The sequence below is a fragment of the Streptomyces glaucosporus genome, from assembly GCF_039533345.1.
GTDB lineage: Bacteria > Actinomycetota > Actinomycetes > Streptomycetales > Streptomycetaceae > Streptomyces > Streptomyces glaucosporus.
Genome location: NZ_BAAATJ010000001.1, coordinates 382077 through 395129, shown reverse-complemented (window position 1 = coordinate 395129; position 13053 = coordinate 382077). Strand labels below are relative to the sequence as shown.

Here is a 13053-nt window from a genome sequence, read left to right as displayed (position 1 = left end):
CCGCCCGAATCCCGCGGCGTCCGCGGTCCTGATCGCCGCGAGCCGGGACCGGTCGGCGGTGCCGGCGGGTCCGAAACCTCCCGCCACGGTCCGTGGGTCCGTGGCGGCGTGTCCGGCCGCGCCCCACCGGCCGGTGATCGGCCGGAGGCGAGGGAGGACATGCCGTCCCACCACCTCGACAACCACGCCTACCGCAGGCAGGCGCAGCCGCCTCGGCTGCGGCGAGGAGCACGGCGTCCACCCCGGACCCCGCGGCCCGGAACGGGCCCTCGCGTCGGGAACCGGGGAGGCCACCGACCGGCCCCGGTCCGCTGCGCCAGGGCGGAAACCCGCGTCAGGACGGAAACGTGACGCGGGCCGCCACCGGGAGATGGTCGCTGCCCGTGGCGGGCAGGGTGCGCAGGCCGGTGACCGCCGCGCCGCGGGCCAGGACGTGGTCGATGCGGGCGACGGGGAAGGAAGCGGGCCAGCTGAAGGCGAAGCCGTCCGCGGCGCCCGCGTCCGGCGGGCCCAGCCGCTCCAGGACGGGGTCGAGGCCGCGGTCGTCCAGGGTGGCGTTGAGGTCGCCCAGCACGAGCACCCGGGGCAGCTCCTCCGACTCCAGGGCCGCGCCCAGCAGCTCCGCGCTCTCGTCCCGCCGCGCGGTGTCGAAACCGGTCGCGCGGAGGCGGACGGAGGGCAGGTGGACTACGTGGACGGCGACCGGCCCGTACGGGGTGCGGGCGGTGGCGCGCAGGCCCCGGTTCCAGTCGGGTCCGAGACCCGGGGGACGGACGTCCAGCGGGCGGACGTCCGTCAGCGGGTACCGCGACCACAGGCCCACGGTGCCCACCACCGCGTGGTGGGGGAGGCGGGGCGACAGCTCCGCCTCATAGGCCGGCCGGGTGGCGGGAACCACTTCCTCCAGGGCCACGAGGTCGGGTCCGGCCTCGGCCAGGGCGCGGGCGGCGGCTCGCGGAGAGGGGTTCGCGTCGCCGATGTTGTGCTGGACGACGGTGAGGCTCCCCGTGCCGGGCGCCGGGGCCGGGGCGCCGCCCGCCAGGGCGCCGTGGAAGAGGGCGAGCCAGACGGCGGCGGGCAGCGGAAGCACCGCCAGGGCGAGCGCCGAGCGGCGCAGCAGCGCCAGGAGCAGCAGGACGGGGACGGCCAGGCCCGTCCACGGCAGGAAGGTCTCCAGCAGGCTGCCCAGTCCCAGGGCACCGGGGACGAGGGAGTGCAGCGCCATGAGGGCCGCGGTCGCCGCGGCGAGCGCGGCGACCGCCCGGCCCCGCGTCCGGGCGGTCCGGCCCCGCGCGTCCTCGCCCCACCACCGCCGCAGGGCCGCGCGTGCCCGCCGTACCCGTGCCATGTGCCGCCTTTCCGCCGCTCCGGCCGGTGTGACGCGCGGCGGCGGCCCGGGGGTTCTCAGAGGTTCTTGGCGTCGAACGGGTCGTGCTCGCTGATCAGCTTGTCGATGCGGGCCTTGTCCACCCGGCTGGTGACCTCCTGCATCTCCTGCCGGTCCCGGACGCACTTGGCCAGGTTGAAGGAGGAGGAGACCAGGAACAGGACCCCGAGCGCCAGGAAGCCCCGCTCCCACGGCCCCAGGGGCAGGTACGCGACACCGAGGCCCACCGCCAGCAGGGAGAGCCCGAAGGAGAGCACGGACTGGACGTAGAAGGCGGCCGTCATGGGCCGCTGCACCGGTGGCGTGGTCATGGTCACAGCGTGGCGCGGGCCGGGCGGGACCGCATGAGTACGGCTACTCAGCGCCGCCCGGCGTTCCCTGCTCAGCGCAGCACACGGTCCCGCAGGACGGGGAAGTCCGCGCGGACCTTGGCGACGTACGCCGGGTCCAGGTCGGCGGCGACCACCTGCTCCTCCGCGTCCTCCGCCTCGGCCAGCGTCTCGCCCCAGGGATCGACGATCACGCTCCGGCCCGCCTGGGGGACGCCCGCGTGGGCGCCCGCCGTACCGCAGGCCAGGACGTACGCCTGGTTCTCCACGGCACGGGCGCGGACCAGCAGGGACCAGTGGGCGGCGCGGCGCTCGGGCCAGCCCGCGGAGACGACGAGGGTCTGCGCGCCCGCGTCCGTCAGGGCGCGGAACAGCTCCGGGAATCGGAGGTCGTAGCAGGTGGCCAGGCCTAGCGTGGTGTCCGGCAGGGGGACGGCGACCGGTTCGGCGCCGGCGGACATCAGGGTGGCCTCGCCCCGGTCGAATCCGAAGCGGTGGATCTTGCGGTACGTGGCGGCCAGTTCGCCGTCGGGGGAGAAGACCAGCGCGGTGTTGTAGTACACCGCCTCCCCGGACTCCCCGGTGGCGCGCTCGACCACGGACCCGGCGTGGAGCCAGACGCGCGCCTCGCGGGCCGCCTCGGACATCGCCTCGGCCGTCCTCGCCCCGGGGCCGCGCACCGGCTCCGCCGCCGCCGTGAAGGAGTCGAAGGCGAAGGCGCCCACCGTCCACAGTTCCGGCAGGACGACGAGGTCGGCGGCGGCCTGCTCCCTGACGAGGGACGCGGCCCGCGCACGGCGCGCTTCGACTGGTTCGTCCTGATCCACGCCGATCTGGATGAGGGAGGCGCGCACCGTACCACCGTCCATGGTTTCGAGGGGGTCAAACGCTGCTCGAAAGCAGCCTACGATCGTCATACGAAGGTCTGTCGGGCTGCCCGTGCGCAGCGTAACTTGAGAGCACCCGAACCGCGAACCCACAGCATCCACACGTATTCGGCACGTATCCGAGGGGTCCCGTTGATCGACCACCCAAGCCTTCAGCCCTATGCCGACGCCTGGGCCCACTCCGTCGAGGCGATATCCGAGCTGGTCTCCCCGCTGGTCGAGGGCGAGTGGAACCGCGCGACCGACTGTCCGGGGTGGTCGATCCGCGATGTCGTCTCCCACGTCATCGGTTCGGAGTGCGAGATGCTGGGCGATCCCCGGCCGATCCACACGCTGCCGCGCGACCTGTTCCACGTGCGGGACGAGCTCAGCCGCCGTCTGGAGGTCCAGGTGGACGTCCGGCGCTGCCACACGGCGCCGGAGATGACCAGCGAGCTGGAGTACACGATCATCCGCCGGTCGCGCCAGCTGCGGAACGAGAAGCGCGATCCCTCGACGATGGTGATGACCCCGCTCGGCCGGGAGATGCCCCTGGAGCAGGCACTGCGGCTGCGGGCGTTCGACGTGTGGGTGCACGAGCAGGATCTGCGGCGGGCCCTGGGCAAGCCCGGCAACCTGGACTCCCCCGGCGCGCACGTCGCCCGCGACGTGCTGCTGGAGAGGCTGCCGAAGGTGGTCGCCAAGGACGCCGGGGCGCCGCCGAACACGGCGGTCGTCGTCGACGTGAGCGGGCCGGTGGAGTTCATGCGGACCGTCCGCGTGGACGCCGAGGGGCGGGGCACGGTGGACGGCAGCGTCTCGCTGGGGCCGGCGGTCACCCTGGCGATGGACTGGGAGACCTATGTGCGGCTGGCCTGCGGGCGGGTGCGGCCCTCGGCGGTGCGCGACAACCTCAAGATCGAGGGCGACCAGGAGCTCGCGGACGCCATCCTCGCCCACTTCGCCGTCACGCCCTGAGCCCGTCACGCCCCGAGCCCGGCGTGCCCCGGTCCCCGTCACGCCCCGGCGTGAAGGGGACGCGGGGCGTCAGACCGGCACGTGCACCGTCTCGACGCGGCTGGCCACCACCCGCTCGCGCTCGCGGCGGTGCGCCCTGCCGCGCAGCCGGAGGATCTGGACGGTGCCCACCGCCTGGAGGACGAAGACGGACGCGAACGCGATCCGGTAGTCGCCGCCGGTCGCGTCCAGCAGGACGCCCACGGCCAGCAGCGTGGTGATGGAGGCGGTGAAGCCCCCGACGTTGACGATGCCCGACGCGGTGCCCTGCCGCTCGGGCGGGTTGGCGGGGCGCGCGAAGTCGAAGCCGATCATCGAGCCCGGCCCGCAGGACCCGAGCACCACGCACATCACCACCAGCGCCCACATCGGCGCGTGTCCCGGCCAGAGGACCGCCATCGCCCAGACGGCCGCGGTGGCCGCCACCGTGCCCAGCGCCAGCGGCCCCCTCGCTCCCCCGTGCCGGGCGATGACCTGGCCGTAGACCAGGCCGATCACCATGTTGGACAGGACCACCACGGTCAGCAGGGTGCCGGCCTCGGCCCGGGAGCGGCCCTGCGCCTCGACCAGGAACGGAAGCCCCCACAGCAGCAGGAAGACCATGCCCGGGAACTGGGTGGTGAAGTGCACCCACAGGCCCAGCCGGGTGCCCGGCTCCCGCCAGGCGGCGGCGATCTGGCGGCGCACGTACCCGCCGGCACGGGCGGCGGGCTCGGGCCGTGGCTCCGCTTCCGGGCCCTCCGGCCCGTCCTTCAGGAAGAGCAGGACCAGCACCAGCACCACGACGCCGAGCAGGGAACTGCCCGCGAAGGTGGGCGTCCAGCCGAAGGAGGCCAGCACCCGGGACAGCACCAGGGTGGTCACCAGGTTGCCGGCCATGCCGAACAGCGCCGCGCCCTGCGCGATCAGCGGGCCGTAGCGGGGCGGGAACCAGCGCGAACCCAGCCGCAGCACGCTGATGAACGTCATCGCGTCGCCGCAGCCGAGCAGGGCGCGGGCGAGGAGCGCCACGGCGTACGAGCCGGACAGCGCGAAGGCGAACTGGCCGGTGGTGAAGAGCACGACGCCCAGGGTGAGGACCTTCCTGGTGCCCCAGCGGTCCACCAGCAGGCCGACGGGTATCTGCATCCCGGCGTAGACCAGGAGCTGGAGGATCGAGAAGGTCGACAGCGCGGAGGCGTTGATGCCGAAGCGGTCGGCCGCGTCGATGCCCGCGACGCCCAGGCTGGTGCGGTAGGTGATGGCCGTGAAGTAGACGGCGACCCCGATCCCCCAGACGAAGACGGCTCTGGGGCCGCCCAGCAGGGCCTCGGGTCCGGTGCGGCGCGCGGCGTCCCTCCCCTTCCTCCGGCTCACCGGACCTCACCGCGCAGCAGGTGCCGTACGGAGCCCACGTGGCCGCGCACCGCCTCGGCGACCGCCTCGGCGTCGCCGCTGCACAGGGCGCGGTGGATCTCGGAGTGCTCGGTGATGTTCTTGGCGATCCGGTCGGGGTGGGAGTGCATCACGGCGACGCCCATCCGCAGCTGGCGGTCGCGGAGCTGGTCGTAGAGGCGGGCCAGGATCTGGTTCCCGGCCGCCTCGACGATGGCGGCGTGGAAGCTGCGGTCGGTGGCGGCCATCGCGGCCAGGTCCCCGGTCTCGGCCTGCCGCCGCTGCCGCTCCAGGAGGCCGGCGAGCCGGTCGAGCAGCTCGCCCGGGGCGGGGAGGACCTTGCGGACGGCGTGCTCCTCGACCAGCAGCCGGGTCTCCACGACGTCGACGATCTCCTGTGCGGAGACGGGCAGGACGAGCGCGCCCTTCTTCGGGTAGAGCCGCAGCAGCCCCTCGGCCTCCAGCCGCAGCAGCGCCTCGCGCACGGGGGTGCGGGAGACCCCGACCTCCTCGGCCAGCCCGCCCTCGGTGAGGAGGGAGCCGCCCTCGTAGCGGCGGTCCAGGACGGCCTGCTTGACGTGCGTGTAGACGCGCTCGGCGGCGGGCGGCGGCTTGAGGGCGGACGGCGCGGAAGACATGCGCACATCATAGATACAACAGGTATGCGTCCCCGTCCCTCCGTCCGTCATGCGGGACGCCCGGGGCCGGCGCGCCCCGGAACGACGGCGTCCCCGGGCCCGGGGACGCCGTGGGGCCCGGCGCACGGTGTGCGCCGGGCCCCACGGGACGGTCCGGGCCGGATCAGTTCCAGGTGATCAGGCGCCTGGGGTTCTCCAGGACGGCCGCGGTGTCGGCCAGCACCTTCGAACCCAGCTCGCCGTCGACCAGGCGGTGGTCGAAGGAGAGGGCCAGGGTGGTGACCTGGCGCGGCTTGACCTTGCCCTTGTGGACCCACGGCTGGAGCCTGACCTGGCCGAAGGCCAGGATCGCCGACTCCCCGGGGTTGAGTATCGGGGTGCCGGTGTCGACGCCGAAGACGCCCACGTTGGTGATGGTCACCGTGCCGCCGGACATGTCCGCCGGGGACGTCCTCCCCTCGCGGGCGGTGGCCACCAGCTCGCCCAGCGCCCTGGCCAGCTCCGGCAGGGTCTTGGCGTGCGCGTCCTTGATGTTCGGCACGATCAGGCCGCGCGGGGTGGCCGCGGCGATGCCCAGGTTCACGTACTCCTTGTAGACGATCTCCTGCCGCTCCTCGTCCCAGGAGGCGTTGATCTCCGGGTTGCGGCGGATCGCGGTCAGGAACGCCCTGGCCACCAGCAGCAGCGGGTTCACCCGCAGGCCCGCCAGGTCCGGGTCCTGCTTGAGCTCCCGGACCAGCTTCATCGTGCGGGTGACGTCGACGGTGACGAACTCCGTGACGTGCGGCGCGGTGAAGGCGCTGGAGACCATCGCCTGGGCCGTCGCCTTGCGCACGCCCTTGATCGGCACCCGCCGCTCGCGCTCCCCGGACGGAACGGCCGGGGCCGTCACGGCCTGGGCGGACGCCGCGGGCAGGGGGGCCGCCGGGGCCTCCGGGGCCCGGGGGGCCTCGGCAGGGGCGGCCGCCGCGGCGGCGGCGCGTACGTCCTCGCGGGTGATGATCCCGCCCTCGCCGGTGGGCACGACCGTGGCCAGGTCGATGCCCAGGTCCCTGGCGAGCTTGCGCACCGGCGGCTTGGCCAGCGGACGCGCCGCGGACGGCTCGTCGGCGACCGGCACCGCGGGCGCCTCGGCGACGGGCGTGGGGGTGCCGTTCAGCTCCGCCTGGACGGCGGACTGCGCGGCCTGCGCCTGCGCGGCGGGCTGCTTGCGCGGGCGCCGCTTCGTCGACCCGGTGGCGACCCCGTAGCCCACCAGCACCGGCTGGCGCTTGTTCTCGCCGGGTCCGTTCCCCGCCCCGGCGTCCCCGGCGGACGGCGCGGGCGCGGCGGCGGGCGCCGGCGCGGCGGGCGCGGTCTCCGGGCCGGCCGAGGGGTCGGTGTCCACCGTGATGATCGGTGTGCCGACGTCCACGGTGGCGCCCTCGTCGAAGCGCAGTTCGTGGACCACACCGGTGAACGGGATCGGCAGCTCGACGGCGGCCTTGGCCGTCTCGACCTCGCACACCACCTGGCCGTCCGTCACCGAGTCCCCGGGCTGGACGTACCACTTGAGGATCTCGGCCTCGGTCAGGCCCTCGCCCACGTCCGGCATCCTGAACTCGCGGATGCGCTGGGCCGCGGCCCCGGCGGCAGCCGTATCAGTCATCGTCACGACTCTCCTCAGCCCTGTTCTCAGTACGCCAGCGCACGGTCGACCGCTTCGAGCACCCGGTCCAGATTGGGCAGGTACTCCTCCTCCAGCCTGGCCGGGGGGTACGGGGCGTGGAATCCGCCGACCCGCAGCACCGGCGCCTCCAGGTGGTAGAAGCACCGCTCGGTGATCCGGGCGGCCAGCTCGGCGCCCGAGCCGAAGAACACCGGCGCCTCGTGCACCACCACCAGCCGCCCGGTCCGCTCCACCGACTCCTGGACGGTGTCGAAGTCGAGCGGGGAGATCGACCGCAGGTCCACGACCTCCAGCGACTTGCCCTCCTCCTCGGCCGCGGCGGCCGCCTCCAGGCAGGTCTTCACCATCGGGCCGTACGCCACCAGCGTCAGGTCGGTGCCCGGCCGGGCGACGACGGCCTTGTGCAGCGGGCCGGGGATGGCCTCGGTGTCGACCTCGCCCTTGTCCCAGTAGCGCCGCTTGGGCTCGAAGAAGATCACCGGGTCGTCGGACTGAATGGCCTGCTGGAGCATCCAGTAGGCGTCCGAGGGGTTGGACGGCGAGACGCACTTCAGGCCGGCCACGTGCGCGAACAGCGCCTCGGGCGACTCGCTGTGGTGCTCCACCGCGCCGATGCCGCCGCCGTAGGGGATGCGGACGACGACCGGCAGCTTGACCTTGCCCAGCGCGCGGGCGTGCATCTTGGCGAGCTGGGTGACGATCTGGTCGTAGGCGGGGAAGACGAACCCGTCGAACTGGATCTCCACCACCGGCCGGTAGCCGCGCAGGGCCATGCCGATCGCGGTGCCGACGATGCCGGACTCGGCCAGCGGGGTGTCGATGACCCGGCCCTCGCCGAAGTCCTTCTGCAGTCCGTCGGTGATGCGGAAGACGCCGCCGAGCTTGCCGACGTCCTCGCCCATGATCAGGACCTTGGGGTCGGTCTCCAGGGCCTTGCGCAGCGACTCGTTGAGCGCCTTGGCCATGGGCAGGGTGGTCTTGGTCGCGGCCATCTCAGCGGCCCTCCTCGTCGGCGAAGGACGCCAGGTACTCGGCGAACTGGGCGCGCTCCTCGTCCACCAGCGCGTGCCCGTCGGCGTAGACGTTCTCGAAGATGGCCATGGTGTCCGGGTCCGGCATGGTCCGGATGGCCTCGCGGACCCGCTGGGCCAGCGCGTCGCTCTCCTCGTCCAGCCCGGAGAGCCAGGCCTCGTCGATCAGGCCCTCCTTCTCCAGGTAGGTGCGCATCCGCAGGATGGGGTCCTTGGCCTCCCACTCCTCGCGCTCGGCGTCCTTGCGGTAGCGGCTGGGGTCGTCGGAGGTGGTGTGGGCGCCCATCCGGTAGGTGAACGCCTCGACCAGCATCGGCCCCTGGCCGGAGCGGGCGTGCTCCAGTGCGGCCCGGGTCACGGCCAGCACGGCCAGCACGTCGTTGCCGTCCACCCGGACGCCGGGGAAGCCGAAGCCGGCGGCGCGCTGGTAGATCGGCACGCGGGACTGGCGCTCGGTGGGCTCGGAGATCGCCCACTGGTTGTTCTGGCAGAAGAACACGACCGGCGCGTTGTAGACCGCGGAGAAGGTGAACGCCTCGGCCACGTCGCCCTGGCTGGACGCGCCGTCACCGAAGTAGGCGATCACCGCGCTGTCCGCGCCGTCCTTGGCGACGCCCATCGCGTAGCCGGTGGCGTGCAGCGCCTGGGAGCCGATGACGATGGTGTAGAGGTGGAAGTTGTTGCTCGTGGGGTCCCAGCCGCCGTTGTTCACGCCGCGGAACATCCCTAGCAGGTTGGTCGGGTCCACCCCGCGGCACCAGGCCACACCGTGCTCGCGGTAGGTGGGGAAGACGTAGTCGTCGTCCCGCAGCGCCCGCCCGGAGCCGATCTGGGCCGCCTCCTGGCCCAGCAGCGACGCCCACAGCCCCAGCTCGCCCTGGCGCTGGAGCGCGGTGGCCTCGGCGTCGAAGCGCCGGGTGAGGACCATGTCGCGGTACAGGCCGCGCAGCTCGTCCGCGGTCAGGTCCAGCGAGTAGTCCGGGTGCTCGACCCGCTCGCCCTCGGGCGTCAGCAGTTGTACGAGCTCGGGGCGCGCGGCCGCCGACTGCGGGCGCTTCCTGGCGCCGCTCGTCGTGGTGCGCTTTCCGCTGCTGCGGCGCGGCTTGCTGCGCGCGGCAGTGCTCTCCACGGTCACGTGTGCTCCTCCGTCTGTCCGGCCCCCGGGGTCGCCGGGGAGCCTGGGGTTTCCCCACCGGTGGTGGGGAGAGGCTCGCCCGATTCCGTACGGCCCACGGGGTTGGGTGCGGCGCGGACGGAACCGAGCGGTGACAGGTGTCCCGTTCGACGGCCCGCAGTCAGCACGTTACCCAGTACCTCCGCGTGAGCGCGAAGGGCCTTTGACCTGCAATTTTCCTTGGATCTCCAAGTAAATCGCGGAAGCCTGGAAGATTACTGGTCACAGCCTCGCGAGCGCCGGGACAGGGGCACGGTATCCCGGCGGAGGAGACACGGGAAGAGCCGTGCAGGAGTGACGCCCGGTTGGTGGTGGATCGGCATGTGAGACGGGCGAAGGGGGCGCGGGGGAACGGAAGCCCACGGAGGGGAAGAAGCGGAGGATTCCCGGACGTCTACGCGCAGAAGGCGTCGCGGACCGCTTCGTAGCGGTCGGTCCACCACACCACCAGCGCGGCGGCCGCCGGGAACTGCGGGTCGGTGCGGCGGTCGCGGAGCTGGTAGCGCCAGCGCAGCATCCAGAAGTCGTTGAGCCGCTCCCACCACACCCGGTGCACGGCCGCGGCCATCTCGTCCGCGGCGGCCCCGGTGGCCGCGCGGTAGGCGCGGGCGTAGGCGCGGATCTTCACCAGGTCCAGGGCCCCTCCGGGCCGCAGGAAGAAGATCGCCGCGGCCCGTACGGCCTCCTCGGCGCGCGGCTGGACGGCGAGCCGGTCCCAGTCCACGATCGCCACGGGCTCCCAGGGCTCCCGGTCCCGGTAGAGCAGGTTCAGGGGGTGGAAGTCGCCGTGCACCCACCCCGCCACCGGCTCGGCCCCGGCGGGCGGACGGCGGTGGGCGTGGCGGCGCAGCAGGTCGCGGCGCTCGCGGAGCCGGTGCTCGGCCAGCTCGTCGAAGCAGTCGCGCCGGCGGCGGGCGCGGATGCGGGCGAGCAGTTCCTCTATGAGGACGAAGGTCTCCTCGGGGTCGGCGCTGGCGTGGGCGGTGCGCTCGGTCCCGGGCACGGGCACGACCCGGTCCAGCCCGACGTGCACCAGGCCGAGCAGCGCCCCCAGCCGGCGGGACTGGGCCCGGGAGAGCTCGCCGCCGTCGCGGTGCCGGCCGTCCACCCACGGGTGCAGGGCGTAGCAGCGGCCCTCCACGACGGCGACGGTCCGTCCGGAGGCGTCCTGGACGGGCGGGACGACCGGCAGGCCCAGGTCGCCGAGGCGGGCGGTGACGCGGTGCTGGTGCTCGATGCGGTCCGGGGCGCCGGGGTCGTCGTCGAGGTGGTGCTTGAGGAAGAACCGGCCGCGGGTGGTGGACAGCCGGTAGCCCCGGTTCAGCAGTCCCTGGGCCACCGGTTCGCAGGAGAGCGGCTCCCCGGCGCCGTAGCGGCGCACCAGCGTGGTGAGGGTGGTACCGGGGAGATCACTGGACTGCACGCGTCGCATCGTAGGTCACCACGGGCGACGGCCCGGTCACGGTGTGAAACCGTGGCCGGGCCGTGGTATTGGGGGGTGCCGGGATCAGCCGCCGGCGACGCCGACCGGGTCGTTGGCGCCGGTCGCGTTCCCCTCGGCGGCGCCCTGGTCGGCACCGCCCGCCGGGTTGCCGCCGCCGGGGTCACCGTTCTGGCCGCCGGTGTCGGGAGCGCCGTTCTGGCCGCCGGCGTCGGGGTCGCCGTCCTGGCCGCCGTCGCCGGTGCCGCTGTTCGAGCCGCCGCCGGCGGTGTCGGTGGGCTGCCCGCCGGTCGGCGAGGGCGTCGTGCTGGGCTGCGGGTCGGTGGGCCACTGGCTGGTGCCGCCGTTGTTCGACCAGCCGCTCGAACCACCGGAGTCGGTGTCCTCCAGCGTCGGCTCCTCGCTCGGCTCCTCCTCCGTCGGCTCCGGGGACGTCTTCTCGTCCGCGGGCGCGCTGGAGCTCTTGCCGGGGGTCTTGGGCTCCCCGCCTCCCCCGTCGCCGTTGACGGCGAAGAAGATGCCCGCGGTGACGGCGAGGACCGCGAAGAAGGCGATCAGCGCGTACTTCAGGCCGCTGCCGCCCCGGCGGTCGTCGCCGTACCCGCCGTCGTAGGCGCCGCCGGTGTCGTACGAGCCGCCGGCGGGGTTGCCCATCAGCAGCGGCGGGCCGACCCGGGTGGCGTCCGCCGCGCCGGCGAAGCCGTCGCCGCCCTGCTGCCCGTACGCGGCGGGGGTGCCCATGGCGGGCGTGGCGCCGGTGGAGACGACCATGCCGGTGTTCCACAGGCCGCCGGTGTGGCCGCCCTGCTCCTGGAGCATGCGGAGGGCGTACTGCACCAGCCCGCGCATCTCCTCGGCGGTCTGGAAGCGGTCGTCCGGGTCCTTGGCCAGGGCGCGCATCACCAGGCCGTCCAGCTCCGGCGGCACCGAGTCGGAGATCCGCGACGGCGGCACCGGCTCGTCCTGGACGTGCTGGTAGACCACCGACAGCGGCGTCTCGCCGGTGAACGGCGGGCGCAGCGCGAGGAGCTCGTAGAGCAGGCAGCCCGTCGCGTACAGGTCGGAGCGGGCGTCCACCGTCTTGCCCAGGGCCTGCTCGGGGGAGAGGTACTGGGGGGTGCCCATCACCATGCCGGTCTGGGTCATGGTGGTGGAGGCGCCGTGCAGGGCGCGGGCGATGCCGAAGTCCATCACCTTCACGGCGCCGTTGTTGGTGATGATGACGTTGGCCGGCTTGATGTCCCGGTGGACGATGCCGTGCTGGTGGCTGTAGGCGAGCGCCTCCAGCACCCCGGAGACGATGATCAGCGCCTGCTCGGGCGGCGGCGCCTCGGCGTTCATGAGCAGATCGCGGATCGTGCGGCCCTCGACCAGCTCCATGACGATGTACGGCACGGGGTTGCCGTCGACCACGTCCTCGCCGGAGTCGTAGACGGCCACCACGGCGTGGTGGTTGAGGCCGGCGACGGACTGCGCCTCGCGGGTGAAGCGCGCCTTGGCCACCGGGTCCTCGGCGAGGTCGGAGCGCATCAGCTTGACGGCCACGGTCCGGCCCAGGCGCACGTCCTCGGCGGCGAACACCTCCGCCATGCCGCCTCGGCCGAGGCGGCGGGTGAGGCGGTACCGTCCGTCGCCCACCACTCCGCCACTGGGCCAGAATTCCGACGAATCGGGCGATCCGGACACCCCGCCAGCGGTCTCGTCGGGCTCCGAAGGCCCTCCGGCGGCTTGTGTCTGTGCCATCAGTCCTCGCCGTAGATCAGGTCCGCGTGAACGCGGGTCCGTATGCTCTGCTCCTTGTGCACGCTAACAGGGTCCGGGGGCCGTACCCCTCGGTCGGAGCGAAGAGAGCGGCGCGGCGGGCGGTGCGGAGAGCGGTGGGCAGTGACCGACCATCCAACCCGGTCCGGCCGCGAACTGGCAAGTTACGATGTCCGGTGCCCCGGGGGCGCGGGCGTGACGCGTATGCGCGCATCGTGTCACGGAACGGGCAAGCGGCTTGACGTGTCCGGCCGCTGGGGCAGACTTGCCGGTGGTCGGGTGTCCCGGTCGACGGCCCCGGCGACGCCGGCGAACGACGGAACACACCAGAGCACCGCAGAGAGCAACCGTACACGCGCAGGTCCA

Annotated in this window: 11 protein-coding genes; 1 reads left to right on the top strand and 10 read right to left on the bottom strand. The window is 73.6% G+C overall.

Annotation, left to right across the window (positions count from 1 at the left end; translation table 11 throughout):
- Nucleotides 1-334 precede the first annotated feature (334 nt).
- From ABD358_RS01790 to ABD358_RS01780, 3 genes are all read right to left on the bottom strand, one after another.
- Nucleotides 335-1348, bottom strand: a complete 1014-nt coding sequence (locus ABD358_RS01790; protein WP_344628970.1) for an endonuclease/exonuclease/phosphatase family protein — start codon at nt 1346-1348, stop codon at nt 335-337.
- A gap of 56 nt (nt 1349-1404) precedes the next feature.
- Entirely contained in the window at nt 1405-1698 is a 294-nt protein-coding gene (locus ABD358_RS01785) for a YiaA/YiaB family inner membrane protein (RefSeq protein ID WP_344628969.1), read from the bottom strand.
- 71 nt (nt 1699-1769) lie between these two features.
- Complete coding sequence (locus tag ABD358_RS01780; protein ID WP_344629058.1) at nt 1770-2570, bottom strand: carbon-nitrogen family hydrolase; 801 nt, start codon at nt 2568-2570, stop codon at nt 1770-1772.
- A gap of 165 nt (nt 2571-2735) precedes the next feature.
- Here ABD358_RS01780 and ABD358_RS01775 point away from each other — a divergent pair, with 165 nt between their 5' ends.
- Nucleotides 2736-3560 (top strand): maleylpyruvate isomerase family mycothiol-dependent enzyme, encoded by an 825-nt coding sequence (locus tag ABD358_RS01775; protein WP_344628968.1) that lies wholly within the window; start codon nt 2736-2738, stop codon nt 3558-3560.
- 69 nt (nt 3561-3629) lie between these two features.
- On the opposite strand, the gene ABD358_RS01770 is transcribed toward ABD358_RS01775, so the two are convergent.
- The 7 genes from ABD358_RS01770 to ABD358_RS01740 all read right to left on the bottom strand — a co-directional run bounded on the left by ABD358_RS01770 (nt 3630) and on the right by ABD358_RS01740 (nt 12669).
- Complete coding sequence (locus ABD358_RS01770; RefSeq protein WP_344628967.1) at nt 3630-4955, bottom strand: MFS transporter; 1326 nt, start codon at nt 4953-4955, stop codon at nt 3630-3632.
- Nucleotides 4952-5611 (bottom strand): GntR family transcriptional regulator, encoded by a 660-nt coding sequence (locus ABD358_RS01765; RefSeq protein WP_344628966.1) that lies wholly within the window; start codon nt 5609-5611, stop codon nt 4952-4954. The genes ABD358_RS01770 and ABD358_RS01765 overlap by 4 nt, the downstream gene beginning before the upstream one ends.
- 163 nt (nt 5612-5774) lie before the next feature.
- Complete coding sequence (locus tag ABD358_RS01760; RefSeq protein ID WP_344628965.1) at nt 5775-7259, bottom strand: dihydrolipoamide acetyltransferase family protein; 1485 nt, start codon at nt 7257-7259, stop codon at nt 5775-5777.
- 26 nt (nt 7260-7285) lie between these two features.
- Nucleotides 7286-8272, bottom strand: a complete 987-nt coding sequence (locus tag ABD358_RS01755) for an alpha-ketoacid dehydrogenase subunit beta (protein WP_344628964.1) — start codon at nt 8270-8272, stop codon at nt 7286-7288.
- A gap of 1 nt (nt 8273) precedes the next feature.
- Entirely contained in the window at nt 8274-9446 is a 1173-nt protein-coding gene (gene pdhA, locus ABD358_RS01750; RefSeq protein ID WP_344628963.1) for a pyruvate dehydrogenase (acetyl-transferring) E1 component subunit alpha, read from the bottom strand.
- Nucleotides 9447-9879: 433 nt separating this feature from the next.
- Nucleotides 9880-10917 carry a phosphotransferase gene (locus tag ABD358_RS01745; RefSeq protein ID WP_344628962.1) on the bottom strand — a complete coding sequence of 346 codons (1038 nt, stop codon included), beginning with the start codon at nt 10915-10917 and terminating at the stop codon, nt 9880-9882.
- Between the two features lie 75 nt (nt 10918-10992).
- Nucleotides 10993-12669 carry a protein kinase domain-containing protein gene (locus ABD358_RS01740; RefSeq protein WP_344628961.1) on the bottom strand — a complete coding sequence of 559 codons (1677 nt, stop codon included), beginning with the start codon at nt 12667-12669 and terminating at the stop codon, nt 10993-10995.
- Between the last annotated feature and the right edge of the window lie 384 nt (nt 12670-13053).